This window comes from Barnesiella sp. WM24 (genome assembly GCF_004570975.1).
In the GTDB taxonomy this organism is placed as follows: domain Bacteria; phylum Bacteroidota; class Bacteroidia; order Bacteroidales; family Muribaculaceae; genus Muribaculum.
The window spans coordinates 1-19350 of record NZ_SPPC01000002.1 but is presented as its reverse complement, the minus strand read 5'-3'; the positions used below and the strand labels follow the sequence as shown (position 1 = coordinate 19350).

The following is a 19350-nucleotide window of genomic DNA, read 5'->3' as shown; positions in this document are numbered from 1 at the left end:
CCTGATGTCGGTATCGTGTCACAAGCTGCTCCTGTGGCTGACGGGGATTTGTCTGGCTATCTCCTTATGGGGATGTAGCTCGACAAAGCATGTGCCTCAGGGAAAATATCTTGTCGATGACGTAAACATAAAGATAGTTGACAATTCCGAAGTAAAAGAGTCGGAACTTGTCAACTATCTGCGTCAGACACCTAACCATAAGGTGCTTGGGTTTATGAAACTCCAGCTTGCCACTTACAACATATCGGGCTCCGATACGACAAAGTGGTTTAACCGCTGGGTGCGTCGTCTCGGACAGCCGCCGGTCATTTATGACCCCCAGCTTACTGACATGTCGGAATTTCAGCTGAGGCAGGCTCTTGTCAACCGTGGTTACATGGATGCAAGTGTCATTGCCGACACTGTCATTCACGGTAAAGGGAAGAAGATAGATATAACGTATAATGTGACTACCGGGAAGCCTCATTTCATAGCCACGCTTGACTATAATATTCCTGACGATTCAATACGCTCGCTTATTGACTCCCATGACAATGTGTTGCAGGTCGCTCCGGGTGATTTCCTTGACCGAAACAAGCTTGATGAAGAGAGGGTGAGGATTACAGAGCTGCTCCGTAACAATGGCTATTATACGTTTAATAAGGAATATATAACATTTTCCGCCGACACGGCTGCGGGCTCAAGGGAGGTGAACCTGACAATGAATCTTCGGCCGCCGCATCTGCGTGGACAGCAGACGCTCTCTGATTCCGTAGCCCACAAGGTATATTATCTTCGCAACATATATTTTGTCACCGATTATAATCCCGGAGAAGATTACGGCACGTATGATTATCGGTCATCTGACACCGTTCGCTATAAAGATGTTACTATCCTTTATGGCGATGACCGGTATCTTAGACCGAAAGTGCTGTTTGATGCCTGTTATATGCATGCAGGCGGAAAATATCAAGCCTGGCAGGTCGACAGGACTTACGAGGCGCTTGGGCGTCTCGGCATCCTGAAGTATGTCAATATTGATATGAGGCGGGTAGGGACGGTTGACGGAAAGAATTGGCTTGACGCTTATATCCTTCTTACCAGGGGCAAAAAGCAAGGAGTCTCGCTTGAACTGGAAGGCACTAACTCGGAAGGTGACCTGGGATTTGGTGTAGGGCTGACATATATGCACCGTAATCTTGCCCGCGGGTCGGAATTGCTTACGGCGAAATTGCGTACAAGCTATGAAAGCCTTTCCGGTGATTTCAGCGGATTGATTAATAACCGTTACATGGAATATGCCGGCGAAGTGAGCATAACATTTCCGGAATTTGAGGCTCCGTTCCTTTCTTCAGGATTAAAAAAGCGAGTGAGGGCGACAACGGAGTTTGCCGTTTCGTTCAACTATCAGGAGCGTCCGGAGTATACACGTATAATCGCCGGTGCAGGATGGAAATACCGATGGGCAAACCGTGGCAACACCCGCCGTCACCGATTTGACCTTATTGACATCAATTATGTCTATCTGCCTAAAAGCACGATAGATTTTATCAATCAGATAGCACCGTCCAACCCGCTGTTGAGATACAGCTACGAGGACCATTTTATAATGAGACTCGGATATGGCTATTACCACACCAACAAGCGGGTGCCTTCAGCAGCTTCGCTCCGGCAATCGCTGCTTCAGCCGTCGATATACACAATCCGTGCAAATGTCGAGACAGCCGGTAATCTCCTTTACGCAATATCATCGGCGATAGGTCAGCATAAGGATGAGGGCGCTTACAAGGTGTTTGGCATTCAATATGCGCAATATGTAAAGGCTGACGCCGACTATTCTTACACCAAAAATTTTGATTTCCGCAACTCTCTGTCGTTTCATGTCGGAGCCGGTATCGGTGTCCCATACGGTAATTCATCAATGCTGCCGTTTGAGAAGCGTTTTTATGCCGGAGGTGCCAACAGTGTGAGGGGATGGGGAGTGCGCACTCTCGGCCCGGGAAGCTATGATGCCAAAAATTCCGTGACTGATTTCATAAACCAGTGTGGCGACATCAGGCTGGATATAAACCTGGAGTACCGCGCCCGGCTGTTCTGGGTGATTGAAGGCGCGTTGTTTATCGATGCCGGTAATATCTGGACAATAAGAAAATATGAGAATCAGCCCGGAGGAGAGTTTCTGTTCAGTGAATTTTATAAGCAGATAGCTGTGGCCTACGGAGCCGGATTGCGCCTTGATTTCAATTATTTTCTTTTACGATTTGACTTGGGAATGAAAGCTTACAACCCTGCGCGCAATCAGGAGCGACTGCCGCTGATACATCCAAAATGGGGACGTGATGCAACTTTTCATTTCTCTGTGGGTTATCCTTTTTAAATTACTATTATTAAGCTAATGAAGAAACTTGTTATTTTTGATCTTGACGGGACACTGCTTAACTCGATAGAAGACCTCGGTCATGCGACTAACTATGCTCTTGAAAAATGTGGGTATCCGTCTCACCCTATTTCAGCTTATACGGGGATGGTCGGCAACGGCGTGAAGAAGCTTATTGAAAGGGCGCTGCCGTCGGGGCTTGATACCGACGAGGAAGTCGAGCGCCTGAGAGTGTTCTTCAAAGAGCATTATGAAAGCCATTGCACCGACCACACCGCGCCTTATCCCGGCATACCTCGTCTGCTTGCCGAATTGCGGGCAAGAGACATAAAGGTGGCTGTCGCGTCAAATAAGTATCAGGCTGCGGTGGAAAGACTTGTGGATTTTTATTTTCATGACATAGACTGGGCTGCCGTGGAGGGTCAGAAAGAGGGGATTCCGGTAAAGCCTGATCCTTCAATCGTATTTGAGATTCTCTCGAAGTCGCCTACTCCGAAGGCTGAGGTGCTTTATGTCGGGGATTCCGGCGTCGACATGGAGACAGCCCGGCGTGCATGTGTGGATTCTGTAGGTGTTACATGGGGATTTCGCCCGATGACTGAACTTAAAGCGTATCATGCCGACCATATCGTCAATACCACCGATGCAATTCTGGATATTGCGATTGCTGTGGATTGAATATCGTAGCTGAGATACAATTATAATATTATAATACTCATGCTTTCTTATCGGCTTTAAACTATTTTGCGACAGGTTGATATTTTTTATTGAGAAAAATGCCTGAGTAAAGGTGGGAGTTCGGTAAAAAGTCGTAAATTTGCAATTCAATTTCTAAGGCAGTTTTTAACGCTGAACAGTATGGAGTGGATTCAACAATTACTTTCACCGGGCAATATGGCATTGGCGAGTACCATTTTGCTCTATTCGTTTGTTATCGCTGTAGGAGTCTATCTTGGTAAACTCAGGATAGGCGGTGTGTCGCTCGGTGTGACATTTGTCCTTTTCGTAGGTCTTGTCATGGGACATCTGGGCTATAAGGTAAATCCTGAAGTCCTTCACTTTATCCGTGAGTTTGGACTTATCCTGTTTATTTTCTCAATCGGTCTGCAAGTAGGACCCGGATTCTTCTCTTCTTTCAAGAAGGGTGGCATGCTGCTTAACGGATTGGCAGTTCTTATCATTGCTCTTAATGTGGCTATAGTCCTTGCTATCTTTTATATCGATGGCAATACTACGATTACTGCATTGGTAGGTATAATGTCGGGAGCTGTGACCAATACCCCCGGACTCGGAGCGGCACAGCAGGCTATACTTCAGGTGGACCCGGGTGCTTATCAGCAGTCAGAGGAGATGGCTATGGGATATGCCGCCGCTTACCCGCTCGGTGTTGTCGGAATCATTCTCTCGATGTTCCTTGTCCGTGCTATTTTCCGAGTAAAGATAGAGAAAGAGATACAGGAAATAGAAGAGGATACGGCAAACAGCCAGTTGAAGCCTCATATCGTGACATTTAAGGTGACCAATGTACTTATTGACGGTAAAAACCTTATACAGCTGCATGACATAATTTCTTGTAACTTTGTGGTCTCACGTCTTAAAGACAAGGATGGCAATGTTATAATCCCCAATTCTCAGACAGTTGTCCATCTTGACGACATGCTTTATATCGTATTGTCGGCACAGGATGAAGAGCGCTTTAAGGCGGTAATCGGTCCTGAGGTGGATATGGACTGGGAGGCGACACCGAGTCCGGTTGTGTCACGTCGCATAGTTGTGACAAAGAGCGAGTTTAACGGAGTGCCTATCGGACAGCTTCGTCTGCGCATGGGCTACAGCCTTAATGCGACAAGGGTTAATCGTGCCGGAGTCGACCTGCTTGCGTCACCCGGTCTGCGTCTTCAGGTGGGCGACCGCATGACGGTCGTCGGTCAGGAAGCTGATATCAAGCGTCTTGCTGAAAAGCTCGGCAACTCGATGAAGCGCCTTAACGAGCCTAACATGATTACGCTCTTTGTCGGTATATTCCTTGGTATTTTAGTGGGTTCTATTCCTATTGCATTCCCCGGGGTAAGCGTCCCGATGAAGCTCGGACTTGCGGGTGGTCCGCTTGTAGTGGCTATTCTGATAAGCCGTTTCGGATATAAGATAAAACTGGTGACCTATACATCCTCTTCCGCATCACTTCTTATGAGAGAGATTGGTATATGCCTGTTCCTTGCCTCTGTAGGAATTGCGTCGGGAGCCGGATTTGCCGACACTGTGTTCAACAGCACAGGTATGTGGTGGGTTATCTGGGGATTTATGATTACGTTTATCCCTCTGTTGGTGGTGGGTTGCATCGCCCGCGGTATTTACAAGATAAATCTGCTCACTATCATGGGTCTCTTCGGTGGCGGAATGACCGATCCTCCTGCACTTGCCTATGCTAATAACAGCACCGGTAATGATGCGCCTGCCGTAGCGTATTCTACGGTTTACCCGCTTACGATGTTCCTTCGTGTGGTTGCCGCCCAGGTATTGGTGCTATGTCTTGCTTAGTTTTAGACTATTGACAATTTAAGCATAGAAGACCGCCGGCTAAATTTTAGTCGGCGGTCTTCGTTGATTATTCAAATAAGTGAATCGATTTCTTTAGGCAAATTCTTTTAGCTTTGCTTCAAGGTCTTCGGCAGAATGAACGCCTGCAGCCCTCCATTTGACCTCTCCGTCTTTGAAGATGATGAGAGTAGGCACTGACTGGACGCGATACTGTGAGGATAGATCTTGATTCTTGTCTACATCTATTTTAACTATTGTCACCTCGTCGCCAAGTTTTGTCTTTACTTGTTCAAGAATCGGATGCATCATTTTACATGGTCCACACCATGTTGCAAAGAAGTCGACCAGTGTCGGCTTGCTGTCTTTGATAATATCATTAAAATCACTCATCACTATTATATTTTATATATTTATCTTATAACGCTGACATGTGGTAATAGGTTTGTAAGGCAATTGAGTTTTATTTGGATTTTTTCTTTGTCGGTATTGTGAATAATATCTACCTTTGTGGAAGCAAAAGCATCTAACGATACCTATATGGCACGTATTAATTTAAAGGGTATGGGTGTGGCGCTGGTCACACCTTTCAAGCAGGATAAGTCGATTGACTTTGATGCGCTTGCCCGTTTGTTGGAATATCAGATTAAGAATGGAGTTGATTACATGGTGGTGCTTGGCACAACTGCCGAGACTGCGACTCTGTCGGTCGACGAAAAGCACGCGGTGCGTGATTTTATCGTTGAGCGGGTGGGCGGGCGTGTGCCACTTGTAATCGGAATTGGAGGAAATAATACGATGGCTCTTGTTGAAGAGCTGAAAAGCAGTGATCTTTCACCGTTTGAGGCAGTGCTTTCTGTAGTGCCATATTATAACAAGCCTTCTCAGGAGGGTATTTATCAGCATTACAAGGCTATCGCCGAGGCTTCGCCTATACCGGTCATTCTGTATAATGTGCCGGGTCGTACGGGCGTGAACATGACAGCGGAGACCACGTTGCGTCTTGCGGCAGAGTTTGACAATATAATTGGAGTAAAGGAGGCATCGGGTAATATATCGCAGATGGATGACATCATAAAAAACAAGCGAGAGGATTTTATGGTGATTTCCGGTGATGACGGTATTACGTTTCCTCTTATAACGCTTGGCGCTGTCGGTGTGATTTCGGTCATAGGCAACGCCTTTCCGAAGGAGTTTTCCCGTATGGTGCGCCTGGCTCTGCATGGTGACTATGAGAGGGCGCTGCTGATTCATCATCGGTTCACGGAACTTTTCAGCCTGCTTTTTGTCGACGGAAATCCTGCGGGAGTAAAATGCCTGTTGCATGCAATGGGATTCATCGAGAATGAGCTTCGTCTGCCATTAGTGCCGACGCGTATCACTACTTATGAGAAGATACGTCATGTATTGGAAAGTCTCGGATAAATCGGGGCTTTTCTGAATATTGAGGAGATAAAGGGGCGTTAAAATTGATATTTCGTTTAAAATACTTGCAGATATTAAATTTATTGATTATGTTTGCATAAATTAAACTTAATGGTATACATTTTTTTGCACAATTCGCCTAGTAAACCTACATGAACAATAGCTATCATGCGAAAAATTCCGATCTTATGAAAAAACATTTTTGCTGTGAAGGATACCAAAAACAAAGGCAGGAGTCACTAATGTAGGCTCCTGTCTTTGTTTTGCCGTTTATTAAATAGCGTTAAGCAACTTGTAGGGATGATGCTTTTGGCGTAACTTTACATGTAGAAAATGTGGTTGTTATGGAACAGGAATATGCTTCTACTCTTCTTGAAAATGCCGTTAATCAGCTTTCACGTCTTCCCGGTATAGGTCGCAAGACCGCTTTGAGACTTGCACTTCACATATTGCGTCAGGAAGAGCGGATGGGGGTGGATCTCGGAGAGTCAATCGTGGCTCTTCGCAAGGGCATACGTTATTGTGTCAGATGCCACAATATATCGGAGGAAGAGCGATGTCCTATCTGCTCCAACCCTATGCGTGATTCTTCTACCGTATGTGTGGTCGAGAGTGTGAAGGATGTGTTGAGTATTGAGAATACCGGACAGTTTCGCGGGCTGTATCATGTATTGGGCGGACTGATTTCTCCTATGGATGGTGTAGGCCCTTCTCAATTGGAGATTGCTTCGCTTGTAAAGCGGGTGGAGACGGAAGGGGTAGGTGAGGTCATACTTGCTCTTAGCGCGACAATGGAGGGTGAGACGACCAATTTCTATATTTATCGTCAGTTAGGCACGCTGCCTGTAAAGATAACGCAACTTGCACGTGGTGTGTCGGTCGGCAATGAGATTGAATATACTGATGAGATTACTTTGGGGAGATCTATTGTCAATCGCACTCTTTTCAGTGAATCTTTTAACCGTGATGTACAATGAAAGGGTTGCTTGAAGATGATGTGTTGCGCCTGCGGGCCCTTGAACCCGAGGATCTTGACCTGCTTTACAAGTGGGAGAATGACACTGAGTTATGGGAAGCCGGGAGTGGCATAGCTCCGTTTTCCAGAAAAATACTGTGGGATTATATTGAAAATTATTCGCCTGATATTTATGCGGCCAAGCAGTTGAGACTCATGATTGTGCTTAAATCGACCGATGAGGCGGTGGGCACACTTGATTTATATGACTTCGATCCTGACAACAGGCGTGCCGGGATTGGGATCCTGATTGACCGGGCTCATTCGGGAAAGGGTTATGGCTCCCGGGCATTGAATCTTGCGGTCGTGTATGCCAGGCGGTTTATCGAGATGCATCAATTATGGGCTGTGGTCGCAATAGATAATGGTGCAAGTCTTTCTGTATTCAGGAAATCAGGCTTTAAAATCTGTGGCAGGCTCAGGTCGTGGCTTAGACGCTGTTCGACTTATGTTGACGCATATGTGCTTCAGCATCTTGCTGATTAACATTGACCTCATATTCAGTGAAGTCTTTACATAAGGAGGCTGCCGTATGGATTGCGTCGCTAAAGTGATTTGGCTCTTTTTGCAACACTATCACGAGACTGTCAATCGCCCGTGTAAGCGGAATCATCATTTTGAGTGCGATTTCGTTTATTGCGTTGTTTCGTGTTTCGCTATCGTAGGTCTGTTCGATTTTTGATTTCCGTTTGTCATACTCATCTTCGTAGTAACGGTCGAGCCCAAAGCATACTACAGTCCAGCCTTCCACTCCGCGGCATGATTGATAGTAATATAAACGGGCTTCGTCATCGCCGGGCTCGTTTTTTCTGTTTTCAGATGTTCTTCCATCATATAGGCTGTCGAGGATTGCATCCAAGCTTTCACATGTTTGTTTAGGGTCAACGAGCATCAGCATGTCGTAGTTGCAGCATCCGTGTTGTCGTTGTGTCTGTAACAGTGATTTATGAATCGTAGGGCTGTAGTGGTCAAGAATTATTATTCGACCTCCTGGAAATGCTCCCGTGCAGTCGATATGCCAGTCGCTTTCAAGCTTTTCTGCAAGCAGGTTGACAAACATTGCCACGTTGGAGAACATGCGTTTGCACGACAGTGTCTTTATTGTCTCAGCTGATTTCCATTCCGGCGGATTTTCGTTTCTTATCTTCTGGTCGATACCTTCAGCGAGGAGTAATGAGGTCGCTGGAAAAAGTTGATATAATAAATCCGCCTCCTGCTGGAGCAGGTCCTGTGCTTCGTCAAGGACAAAATGAGTTGCGGGATAATAGATAATCTCTTTATCTTCTGCCTTTTTGATAAGCCTGTCAAGCGCTTTTATATACTCTTTGTTGTAATTGGCCGAGCGAGTGGGATTTATGGAACTTGAAATTATTTTATTTTTGCGCATAAGCCTTTGAAAGAAGGATTCGATAGTCATGAAATCATCAGGTTTCAATCGGCATCCCGGGAAATACTTTAAAAGCTTTTTAATGTCGGTCAACAGGGCGTGGTTGTATGTGAGAAAAAGGATATTGCAATCCGGATTCTCTACGATATTCATTGCTGCCTTGAGCAATAACAGGGTTTTGCCGGTTCCGGCTTTGCCGCTTATGAGTATGTCTTTATTTCTGGATTTAATTTCCGAAAGAAGCGGGTCGAGGCTCTCTGAACATATCAGCTCAAATTTGTTTCGCAGTGTTACAGGTGCTGTTACGTGGCTGAACACATCTGTAAGGTTGTCAATCGTTAGGTTGTTGGCGTGTAATGGATTGTGGCTTGCTTTAGGTGACAGTTGCTTCCTGATGATTTCAATAATTTGCTCAAAAGTGAAATCATAAGAAAGGGAGTAGTCATTGATACCGTTTCTGAGGGTATTAAGAGCATCCTCTCCTATTGACCGGAAGTAAATTGTCGAGACGACAAAGTCACATTTTATGCCTTCCTTATTCAGGTGCTTTTTTAACGCTATAGCCTGTGACAGCGACTGAACGGTAACATCTGTATCGCCGTCGGAATATGTCACATGATAATGGTGACCCGGGTCTTTGTATATTCGTTCTGCCGGATGTGACTTGACTTCGATTGCTGCGGCAAATGAGTCTATGGCGTAGCCGTCGGGTGTTTCGAGTCCGTTGAATTTTCCGAATATGGCAATATCTATGTCATTATGTATATCGTTATATGTGTATACTGACGGTATCAATAACAAGAATCCGCTAATGCCCTGATGGGAAGAGAAGTATCGGGATGCCTTATTTTCTATGTCAGAGGCGGCACATGCTTCCGGCGTGTTGAGCCGTTGTGATGACAGATTTATAATTTCAACCATATTCAGTAGGGCTTTAATAGTTATTCAACGATATTTGCGGATGAATGGTTTGCTTGCATAATAAAAAGTGCCGGCGTCATGGATTGAGCCGGCATTTAGTGGTTATGAGGTTATTGTGTACTTATCGGTTTTTGTACATGTCGTCGTAGTAGCGTTCGTAGTCGCCGGAGGTGATGTTGTCCATCCACTCCTGGTTGTCGAGATACCAGCGCACGGTCTTTTCAATACCTTCCTCAAACTGTAGGGAGGGCTCCCACCCGAGTTCGCGCTGGAGCTTGCGGGAGTCTATGGCGTAGCGCATGTCGTGGCCGAGGCGGTCGGTGACGTAGGTTATCAGCTCGTCGGAGTAGCCTTCGGGATTGCCGAGCAGGCGGTCGACGGTCTTGATGACCACTTTTATGATGTCGATGTTTTTCCACTCGTTGAAGCCGCCGATGTTGTAGGTCTCCGCTATCTTTCCGTCATGGAAGATGGTGTCGATGGCGCGGGCGTGGTCAACGACATAGAGCCAGTCGCGCACATTCTCGCCCTTGCCGTAGACCGGCAGCGGCTTGCGGTGGCGGATGTTGTTGATGAACAGCGGTATCAGTTTCTCGGGGAACTGGTAGGGACCGTAGTTGTTGGAGCAGTTGGTCACGATGGTGGGCATGCCGTAGGTGTCATGGTAGGCGCGCACGAAGTGATCTGACGATGCCTTGGATGCCGAGTAGGGGCTATGGGGGTTATAGTTGGTGGTCTCGAGGAAAAACTCGGTCCCATAGGCGTGGTGGTGCTCCGACGACGCGGCTGTGGTGAATGGTGACTCGATGCCCTCGGGATTGGTAAGTTCAAGGGCACCGTAAACTTCGTCGGTGGAGATGTGGTAGAAGCGCTTGCCCTCGTATTTTTCAGGCAGCGACTCCCAGTATTCCTTTGCTGCCTGGAGCAGTGCGAGGGTGCCCATGACGTTGGTGCGGGCGAATGTGAACGGGTCTTTTATCGAGCGGTCGACATGGCTCTCGGCGGCGAGGTGGATGATGCCGTCAATTTTGTAATCATTGATTATGCGGCGCATCTCGTCAAGGTCGGCGATGTCGGCCTTGACAAAGGTGTAGTTGGGCTTGTCCTCGATGTCCTTTAGGTTGGCGAGGTTGCCGGCGTAGGTGAGTTTGTCAAGGTTTACTATGTGATAGTCAGGATATTTATTGACAAACAGGCGCACGACATGGCTGCCGATAAATCCGGCTCCGCCGGTGATAAGGATATTCTTATGCTTCATTTTCTTTCAGGTTTTTTATACAGATTTTGAGTGAGTCGGTCCAGTAGGGGACTTTTATGCCGAATGTCTCCTTGAATTTTGTCTTGTCGAGTACAGAATATGAGGGGCGAATGACCTTGGAGGGGAACTCGGAGGAGTGGCATGGCAGGATGTCGCAGGAGGTGTTGCCGGCAATCTCGGCTATCATTTTTGTGAAGTCAAACCACGAGCATACGCCCTCGTCGGAGTAGTGGTAGACACCCTCGTTGCCGTCCATAAGGCGGTTATCGATGATATGAAACAGGGCGTCGGCGAGGTCTTGCGCGTAGGTTGGGGTGCCTGTCTGGTCAAACACGACCTTCAGCTCCGGCTTTGTCGAGGTCAGGTCGAGCATGGTCTTGACGAAGTTCTTGCCGTATTCGCTATATAGCCATGCCGTGCGGAATATGAGTGCTTTCACGCCGCTCTCGGCAATCGCCTGCTCGCCGTGGAGCTTTGTGAGCCCGTAGACACCTGTGGGCGTGCCTTTCTGGTCTTCGCGGCAGGGGACATTGTAGGGTTCCTTGCCAAACACGTAGTCGGTCGACACATGAATGAGTGTCCCGTCGTTTGCTTTTGCGGCCTCGGCGAGGTTGCGCACTGCGGTGGCGTTGAGCAGCTCGGCAAAATCGCGGTCGTCCTCAGCTTTCTCCACATTGGTGTAGGCTGCGCAGTTGACGATGACGTTCACGTCGTTGTCCCTGACCATTTTTTTTACTGCGCCCGCGTCGGTTATGTCAAGCTCGGCGACATCGGTGAATATGTAGTTGTCATTGGATCCGGATGTAGCCTTGCGAAGGCAGTTGCCAAGTTGCCCGTTGGCTCCGGTTACGAGTATGTTCATTAGTAGCTGAAATTTAGAATAAGTCGCTGTGGGAGCCTGTATTAATCATGACTAATACAAGCTTTTCATCATCCTGCCTCCATATCAGAAGCCAGTCGGGCTGTATGTGGCATTCCCACAGTCCGTCATATTTGCCGGATAGTTTATGTTGCCTGTACTTAGGGGGAAGATTCCCGCTTTTAGCGAGCATCTTTACTACATACTCAAAATTTTCATATTTCAAGCCCCTTTTTAGGCAACGCTTTAGCGCCTTTGTAAATGACGCCGGTGTTTCAATCCTGTATTTCACGGCGGATGCTTGATAAAAAATCGTCGACAGATTCGTATGTAACGGTGTCTCCGTTTCTGATTTCCTCAATGGCGTCATCAAGCGTGTAATTCTCTTCCTCATCAAATGTGACCCCCTTAAAATTGTTCATCACTTTTAAAAGGGCTTGCTTGAGTGCTGACTTTACTGAGGCGTCTTCGATATTTATTACAAGCTGGGTCATGACTTTAAGGATTTAATCTGATTCCGCAAATATACGACTTATTTGTAGGTTAAACAAAAAACGGTCACTTTTGTTGATACTGGTCTGTGTCGTAATCAAAGGGCGAGTCGAAGTCGGCGAGCACGACGTGACGGAGGTCCTTGTCAGACAGCACAGCCTTGGCGGGGTCGATTATCCAGTCGATGCCGAGCGACGCGTCCTGAATGGAGATGCCACCGTCGGCTTCGGGATGGTAGTAGTTGTCACACTTGTACTGGAACACGGCGATGTCGGAAAGCACGGCAAAGCCGTGGGCAAAGCCGCGCGGGATGAAGAACTGCCGGTGATTGTCCTCGGTCAGCTCTACGGCGACATGCCTCCCGTAGGTCGGCGAGCCTTTGCGGATGTCGACAGCGACGTCAAGCACACGCCCCTTGACGCAGCGCACAAGCTTTGACTGGGCGAACGGCGGTCGCTGGAAATGCAGCCCGCGCATGACCCCGTAGGTCGAGCACGACTCGTTGTCCTGAACGAAGTCAACAGGGCGCACCTTCTCGTCAAACTCCCGCTTGGAGAAGCTCTCGAAGAAATATCCGCGCGAATCCTTGAATATGCGTGGCTCGATTATAACCACGCCATCTATATCGGTCTTTATCACTTCCATATATCAGTCGGTTTAAGACGTTTGGAAAAAAACGGTGTTGTCTCTACAAATTTACATAAAAATGTAAAAACGTGAAAACGTAAGGATTTAAAAATACTATTTCACTGTAGGGTGAGGTGTGACTGTCTAATCAAGATTGCTGTCGCCGGTGCGGTCAAGCTCCTCCACCACTTTCAGAAGATATTGCCCATACTGGTTTTTGAGCATCGGCTGCGCAAGCTCTCTCATGCGCTCCTTGCTTATCCAGCCCTGGCGGTAGGCTATGCCCTCAAGACACGCTATCTTCAGACCCTGGCGCTTCTCAAGCACCTCGACATAGATCGACGCCTCGGCGAGAGAGTCGTGGGTGCCGGTATCGAGCCATGCGAAGCCGCGCGGCAGTGTCTGCACCTTCAGCTCGCCATCCTTCAGAAACTCCTGGTTGACGGTCGTGATTTCCAGCTCGCCGCGTGCCGACGGCTTGATTGTCGCCGCCACGTCAACCACCTTGTTAGGATAAAAATAGAGTCCTACGACAGCATAATTGGACTTCGGATGCTCCGGCTTCTCCTCTATCGAAAGGCAGTTGCCGTCGTGGTCAAACTCCGCCACGCCATATCGCTCCGGGTCGTTGACCCAGTAGCCGAACACTGTAGCCTTGCCATCATCCTCAGCGGTCTTCACAGCTTCCTTCAGGATGCCTGAGAAGCCCGCGCCATGAAAAATGTTGTCGCCGAGCACAAGACACGCTGAGTCGTCGCCGATAAACTCCCTGCCGATGATAAACGCCTGGGCAAGCCCGTCGGGACTCGGCTGCACGGCGTAAGAGAAATTCACTCCATAGTCAGAGCCGTCGCCGAGCAACTCGCGAAACATCGGCAGATCCCTCGGGGTGGAGATAATCAGTATATCCCTTATCCCCGCCAGCATCAGCGTCGAAATCGGATAATACACCATCGGCTTGTCAAACACCGGGAGCATCTGCTTCGACACCCCCTTCGTGATCGGATACAACCGTGTACCCGACCCACCGGCCAGTACAATTCCTTTCATTAAATATAAATATTGAGAAATAAATAAATTTACCTATCAAAATCCGGCGATTACCGGTTGTAATGTTTTCCAACTAATAATTCACTCGGGGATATACGCTTGTCATAGACTGAATTCGCTCCCCTGTGGAAGAAAGTACCCTATAATACAGTCATAGTTACGGATACATATCTGGATATGGTTTTTATCAAAAAATCCCGCAGTCGGATATATGGGATTTCCCTCCCAGAAACCGGCTTTAACCGAGTCATATTGTTCATAGCCGTTTTCGTCATTATATTTATGCAATGCCTCGATTACATGGCAGTCAAGATATCGGCGCAGAAGCTCCCCTGTTTCACCACGTCGTCCGGGAAGATTCTCTCTAAGATTACCTTGTTCATAGGATTCTTTAACTACCTTTTCCCATATCATATTGACCACGTTAAGCGATTTGCGGCAGGTAAGGTCAAGGCAGAATCCCAAATCAATAATCGCTCCGATAATAAACGGTTCATTACATTGTTTTACTTCGGCAGCAAATTCTAATGCTCTTGTCGGGTCGTTTTCCCAAAAATATATTCCACTTCCCAGCCAGTCATAAGCATTTTGACTTGGCGCGAGGCTTGTCCTGTTGCAGATGACATCGGCGGCAACACTTTTTTCACAGCCATGATAGCCTATTACTAAATTTCGGGAATCGGTTATCAAGGTTTAATAACAGTGGTTTTAGATGTAATCACAGTGCCATCAGTTTTAATCACCATACCGATGCTGCGGAGATAATTGCGTGATGTCCTGACCGTCTTTGCCTTTCTCCGGCCGTATTCAGCCATCATGCGCTCCAGTTCATCAACCGGTACATCAGTTATTCGATTATATGTCTTGGTTATCATCTTTTTCTTGTTTAAGCGTTTATCAGATGGTGAGGTCCATGCGCAATACGTCATGCATAACCCAGTCGTATATGCGTGTCAGTAAGGAGCGCTTGGAAAGGAAATAGTTTCTGACATCTTTACCATGCTGAGTCAGAGCCCAAGTACACTCGTCGCCGGAAATCGCATTTTTTATAAAACCCTGCAATTCAAGGCTTCTAATCTCTTCTGCCGTCATGTGAAGCTCACTGAGCACACCATGCCCCTTCTCCAGAGCCGGGCTGCAAATCGGTAAATTCATGTAAGTATTCATGTTCAGGCAATTGATGGTTTCAATGTTACAACGCAAAAGTAAGTGTTTTTGTTGTAAAATCCAAATAATCAGCGCGAAATGTTCAATACGTGCTTAATCGACGCGACACATTTGGCATTTTTCTCGCTGCGCTTGCTGTATCGTTCAAGTTCACAATAGCAGCCTATTTGTTATCCTGTGATGTGTATTATTGTCAACCCCAGAAAGTCATAATGTTGCTTGGATGTCGATTAATTGTTTCTCATTTTCTTTTATCGGTCTATTAATTAAAATAGGATTGGGAATAGACCGATAATTTACTGATTGATGTATTTTAGACCGGCTTTTTTTACAATATATGTAGGCATGAATGCAAATAAGAAGTATAGGGTTGATTTTATTTTAGACCATCCAAAAATTTCTTGGTATACAGCAATATTATATTTTACGAGTGCGCGTTTATTGTGAGAGATTGAATTTTCTCTTAGCCTGTAGTAGGCAAGAGGTTCTTTGATACCAAATGCTACGTTGCATTTTTGTAGCACCTTTAGTTTCATTGCCCAATCTTGTCTTTTTCTCAATGTGGGCATATATATTTTCCCTACTTTTTCTGTATCATATATCACTGTAAGGCACCCTATTTTGTCATCACGCCTTAGAGATGACAATGTTTCGCTATGCCTACACACAACTATACCCATTGGCTCTCCGTTCTCATCACATGTCATGTAAGATGAGTATGACATCCCGCAGTCTTTTTCTGTCATGAACTTCAATTGGCGTTCAAGTTTTTCGGGATACCATCTGTCATCGCTGTCGCAGAAAGCAATGAATCTACCTTTTGCCTCCTTTATGGAGTTGTTTCGTGCAGTGCCTGCGCCTGAATTTTCAGAAAGGCATAGTAAACGGATGCGTGAATCTTTTTTACAATACTCTGAAATTACATCGCGGGAATTGTCGGTCGAACAGTCATCAGTAATCAGTAATTCCCAGTTTTGATAGGTCTGAGCCAAAATGGACTCAATCGTGTCACATATAAATTTGGCACAGTTGTAACTGGGAGTGATGATTGACACCAATCCTAAATCATTCATAAAAGTTATATTACAGTGGTTTATTTAATCTTCATGACGTATAGCCCCCGCTGTCCTGTTTGTGGAGAATCAAAGCAGACATATCTGCCTGATGGCGAGACACGAGGATGTAAGTCACATGCAATATGGCATTTAAAATCTTTTGTCTGGAACTTCTTTGGAGAATATATCTTGCTTATCAGCTTTACATCACCATTTGTGATGTCCACTGCATATAGCCGAGCCAATCGTCGCCGGTCTGGATAGGTGTCGGTGATGAAACTGTCATCAGTGACGAATGACTGATGACCGTCAGAATTTAATCTTTCAGGAGCTATCGCTTTAACGAAATTAAGATTATTTGAGTCAAACAAGACGTGGCAACTTTTACCATTAAGGATGCAGGAGGCAATTAATTGGTTTTTATTGTTCCAGACATAATGTGAGCCAGATTCTTGAGAAGGAAGAATATGCAGTTTCCTTTGCTCTAAATCATAAATACCAATTACGCTCCTTCGTTTCATGTAATCTCCGGTCCTGGGGATTCTTCTGTAAAGAAATGATATATATTTGCCATCTTTAGAAAATTCAGTATGAGTGACAAAATGCAGATATTCATCCTCGATGGTCCCAGTTACTTTTATGGCTATTTCATTTAGCGATAGAAGCAATGTACGCTCTCCGCTCTTGAGATTAAGAAGAAATAGCCCGGTGTCTTTCGGTGCCGGCTGTTCAAGTTTACCATCATCATTATATGGATATCCGTATCCGGGCATACATCGCTCTAAGCGTTCATAGCTGAATGTAGTAGCGAGATTTCCATGCACAGCGTCTATTGGAAATGGAATTTCTGTCGAAGTGTGGTCGTTAATATTTGTGATAATTGAGCATAATTTGCCGTCTTTGGCTGAGTTATAAATTACCCGGCACTCATCAATCCATTGCAGACGGCATCCTTTATGGTAATTCCATGAATAAGATTTCCCAATTTCATGAAATTCGCCAATCTTACCTTCTTTGAAATCAAAATATCCTACAGTAATCGGTTCATTTTTCTTTGGCATTCTTAAATCAAATGCCAGTTTGTTACCAAGAAGTTTTGTTTCATCAAGTGAAAAGGGTGATACATCGTGGAATCCAAAAAAATATCCTTTTTTATACTCTGGTTTGTTGATGAAAAATTCGTTACCTCTTGGCAATAAATCAAAAACAGACTGATAACAGTTCCTTACAAACTGTTTTAAAGCAGGATTTTTCCTTACTAAATTGTAAACAAGAGTCTCAATCTTATTCATGTTCTTTGAGTGATAGGTTATAGTGCAACAGTAATGCTTTTAATTGTAGGTCGTTTTTAGACTCTCCGACATTTAAATCATGTAGACGGTCTCGTGTTCTTATCTGTCTAAATAAATCCAAAAAGTAATATCGTGTCTTGGAGTTAATGACGCATTGTTTTTTTGTCCCATTAAGGATTCCCATAATATAAAACCATATATCATCTGCATAGGGTGCGAGTTTCATAAATAGAGATTCATTTATTACATCCTTATGCAATGAATTTGGTGGATAAAGTACACCTCCGAATCCTTGAGGAAATATTAACATTTTAGACAGTTTTTTATCATCTGAAATATAATGATATTCATCCCAATTGCTGTATGTATCAATTGTCCCGTTTACAAATTTTGGATAGCAAAAATTTAATGTAATAATTTTATCTGGAGACTTTAAGTGCTCTGAATAAATTTCCTCTAAAAATTTTGGTGAATAATATATGTCATCATCAACGGTAATAAGTGTATCTCCCTTACAAAAAGTTAGTGCAGGCACTAACTTTTTGTAAGAACGGATGTCCTTACAAAAATTGATTTTTAAACCAAGTTTTTCTAAATCGATCAACTTGGAAGGAATATTATCTTTGTTCCAATTAGCGTCATCAAGCCACAAAATTATTTGCTTTGGTCTTTTTGTCTGTTTTAATAAGGAAATAATTGTATATGGAACAACCTTATTAACTCGTTCTCCATAGCTCGTTAAAGAAATAGAAACGGGGATAATATTATTTGTTGATGATTTACGAATTTTATTGAGCTCTGTGTCCCAAAATAACTTACACTTAAATTTAGTGCTTTCTCCTATGAGCGCTCTTTTAATAATGTCGATTTTACTCATATGTTTTCTGTAATTTAGTATATAAAGTATTTATTTCCTTCTTGAAGTCAGTAAGAGAATGTGATTTTGAATAAGAGTGCAGTGCTCCTTTGCACATCACTTCGTATAACGTTTCGTCATTAATTGCCAATTCAATTTTTCTAGCAAAATCAAGTGAATCTCTATTATTCGCTAATAATCCATTTTCTTTATCATGGATAGTGTATGGAATCGCTGAATTATTAAAAGCTATTACTGGTAAGCCATATGACATCGCTTCTTCAATAACCAACCCATATCCTTCATATAATGAGGGAAATAAAAAGCAATATGCGTTACAATAATATTTGTTTAGGTCATCTTTGGATACTCTGCCTCTTAAAAAAATAGTTGAGTCAAGATTATATTCGTTAATTTTGGTTCTTAGATTGTCAACGTATTGTGTATGTGAGGTCTCTCCTACAATATTTAGTTCTATTTCCTTTTTTAATTTGTCCGGCAGTAGATTTATTGCGTCGATTAAATAAGTAAGACCTTTGCGTTCATATACAGTACCGACATATAAGAACTTAAATTTTTCGTGATTTGATATAGATTGTACCTTATGTTCAAATGGGTGACCGATATATGTGACCTTATTACACCCTATTTTTTTTAATCCATCTATAATATATGGATTGGGACATATGATATCAGTAGATAATTTCAAACATAACTTTTCTAAAATATAGAATATTAATCGTTTAAATCCACTTTGTTCCTTAAAACGAAAATGATGATGTATCCCTAATACGACCTTTTTGTTTCGCGATAAAGAATTTCTAAAAAGAGCAAATATTATATAAGGAAAAATTGCAGTATTATATATTGTAATGTCATTTTTGTCACTATTATTAATTCTGCGGTACAATTCTTTTGACAATTCTAATCTATTTTTTGAAAAAGATTTGTCTGTAATAACTTCAATGTTACTGGGGTTTAATTCCCGGAATGATTGGTAGAGTCTATTATCGTAATATTCTCCACCGGTTTTGGGGTTTAAAATGCTCCCAATC

General features: G+C 44.5%; 21 protein-coding genes. 6 read left to right on the top strand and 15 right to left on the bottom strand.

What is annotated here, in order from left to right; all coding sequences use genetic code 11:
• Positions 1-4 precede the first annotated feature (4 nt).
• From E4T81_RS01995 to E4T81_RS01985, 3 genes are all read left to right on the top strand, one after another.
• Positions 5-2356, top strand: a complete 2352-nt coding sequence (locus E4T81_RS01995; RefSeq protein WP_135040902.1) for a BamA/TamA family outer membrane protein — start codon at positions 5-7, stop codon at positions 2354-2356.
• An 18-nt stretch (positions 2357-2374) separates the two neighbouring features.
• Positions 2375-3034, top strand: coding sequence for an HAD family hydrolase (locus E4T81_RS01990; protein ID WP_135040900.1), 660 nt, complete (start codon positions 2375-2377; stop codon positions 3032-3034).
• Between the two features lie 180 nt (positions 3035-3214).
• Positions 3215-4894 carry a putative transporter gene (locus E4T81_RS01985; protein ID WP_135040898.1) on the top strand — a complete coding sequence of 560 codons (1680 nt, stop codon included), beginning with the start codon at positions 3215-3217 and terminating at the stop codon, positions 4892-4894.
• A 93-nt stretch (positions 4895-4987) separates the two neighbouring features.
• Here E4T81_RS01985 and trxA read toward each other — a convergent pair whose 3' ends face one another.
• Positions 4988-5284 carry a thioredoxin gene (gene trxA / locus E4T81_RS01980; protein ID WP_135040896.1) on the bottom strand — a complete coding sequence of 99 codons (297 nt, stop codon included), beginning with the start codon at positions 5282-5284 and terminating at the stop codon, positions 4988-4990.
• Positions 5285-5431: 147 nt separating this feature from the next.
• Between trxA and dapA the strand changes: the two genes are divergently transcribed.
• From dapA to E4T81_RS01965, 3 genes are all read left to right on the top strand, one after another.
• A complete protein-coding gene (gene dapA / locus E4T81_RS01975; RefSeq protein WP_135040894.1) occupies positions 5432-6316 on the top strand; it encodes a 4-hydroxy-tetrahydrodipicolinate synthase in 885 nt (294 codons plus the stop codon).
• A 344-nt stretch (positions 6317-6660) separates the two neighbouring features.
• On the top strand, positions 6661-7293 hold the full coding sequence (gene recR, locus E4T81_RS01970) for a recombination mediator RecR (RefSeq protein WP_135040892.1): 633 nt from the start codon (positions 6661-6663) through the stop codon (positions 7291-7293).
• Positions 7290-7817, top strand: a complete 528-nt coding sequence (locus E4T81_RS01965; protein WP_135040890.1) for a GNAT family N-acetyltransferase — start codon at positions 7290-7292, stop codon at positions 7815-7817. Before recR ends, E4T81_RS01965 begins: the two co-directional genes overlap by 4 nt.
• On the opposite strand, the gene E4T81_RS01960 is transcribed toward E4T81_RS01965, so the two are convergent.
• The 14 genes from E4T81_RS01960 to E4T81_RS01900 all read right to left on the bottom strand — a co-directional run.
• Positions 7762-9639, bottom strand: a complete 1878-nt coding sequence (locus E4T81_RS01960; RefSeq protein WP_135040888.1) for a DEAD/DEAH box helicase family protein — start codon at positions 9637-9639, stop codon at positions 7762-7764. The two genes, E4T81_RS01965 and E4T81_RS01960, sit on opposite strands and share 56 nt — an antisense overlap.
• Positions 9640-9760: 121 nt before the next feature.
• Complete coding sequence (locus E4T81_RS01955) at positions 9761-10897, bottom strand: dTDP-glucose 4,6-dehydratase (RefSeq protein WP_135040886.1); 1137 nt, start codon at positions 10895-10897, stop codon at positions 9761-9763.
• A complete protein-coding gene (gene rfbD, locus E4T81_RS01950; RefSeq protein WP_135040885.1) occupies positions 10887-11759 on the bottom strand; it encodes a dTDP-4-dehydrorhamnose reductase in 873 nt (290 codons plus the stop codon). The genes E4T81_RS01955 and rfbD overlap by 11 nt, the downstream gene beginning before the upstream one ends.
• 13 nt (positions 11760-11772) lie before the next feature.
• A complete protein-coding gene (locus E4T81_RS01945) occupies positions 11773-12048 on the bottom strand; it encodes a type II toxin-antitoxin system YafQ family toxin (protein ID WP_245206984.1) in 276 nt (91 codons plus the stop codon).
• A complete protein-coding gene (locus E4T81_RS15555) occupies positions 12032-12250 on the bottom strand; it encodes a hypothetical protein (protein WP_167761578.1) in 219 nt (72 codons plus the stop codon). Before E4T81_RS15555 ends, E4T81_RS01945 begins: the two co-directional genes overlap by 17 nt.
• A gap of 64 nt (positions 12251-12314) precedes the next feature.
• Entirely contained in the window at positions 12315-12893 is a 579-nt protein-coding gene (gene rfbC, locus E4T81_RS01940; RefSeq protein WP_135040883.1) for a dTDP-4-dehydrorhamnose 3,5-epimerase, read from the bottom strand.
• A 126-nt stretch (positions 12894-13019) separates the two neighbouring features.
• Positions 13020-13925, bottom strand: a complete 906-nt coding sequence (gene rfbA / locus E4T81_RS01935; RefSeq protein ID WP_135040881.1) for a glucose-1-phosphate thymidylyltransferase RfbA — start codon at positions 13923-13925, stop codon at positions 13020-13022.
• Positions 13926-14027: 102 nt separating this feature from the next.
• Positions 14028-14615: a hypothetical protein gene (locus tag E4T81_RS01930; RefSeq protein WP_135040879.1), complete on the bottom strand. Its 588-nt coding sequence runs from the start codon at positions 14613-14615 to the stop codon at positions 14028-14030.
• Positions 14612-14800 (bottom strand): hypothetical protein, encoded by a 189-nt coding sequence (locus E4T81_RS01925; protein WP_135040877.1) that lies wholly within the window; start codon positions 14798-14800, stop codon positions 14612-14614. Before E4T81_RS01925 ends, E4T81_RS01930 begins: the two co-directional genes overlap by 4 nt.
• Positions 14801-14822: 22 nt before the next feature.
• Positions 14823-15080, bottom strand: coding sequence for a hypothetical protein (locus E4T81_RS01920; protein WP_135040875.1), 258 nt, complete (start codon positions 15078-15080; stop codon positions 14823-14825).
• 308 nt (positions 15081-15388) lie between these two features.
• Positions 15389-16165 (bottom strand): glycosyltransferase family 2 protein, encoded by a 777-nt coding sequence (locus tag E4T81_RS01915; RefSeq protein ID WP_135040873.1) that lies wholly within the window; start codon positions 16163-16165, stop codon positions 15389-15391.
• A 20-nt stretch (positions 16166-16185) separates the two neighbouring features.
• The gene (locus E4T81_RS01910; protein WP_135040871.1) at positions 16186-17439 is read right to left on the bottom strand and encodes a hypothetical protein; all 1254 of its coding nucleotides are present in this window, start codon (positions 17437-17439) and stop codon (positions 16186-16188) included.
• Positions 17432-18316 carry a glycosyltransferase family A protein gene (locus E4T81_RS01905; RefSeq protein ID WP_135040869.1) on the bottom strand — a complete coding sequence of 295 codons (885 nt, stop codon included), beginning with the start codon at positions 18314-18316 and terminating at the stop codon, positions 17432-17434. The genes E4T81_RS01910 and E4T81_RS01905 overlap by 8 nt, the downstream gene beginning before the upstream one ends.
• Positions 18309-19350, bottom strand: a 1042-nt coding sequence (locus E4T81_RS01900; RefSeq protein ID WP_167761580.1) for a glycosyltransferase, incomplete at its 5' end; no start/stop codon positions are given. The genes E4T81_RS01900 and E4T81_RS01905, both read right to left, overlap by 8 nt.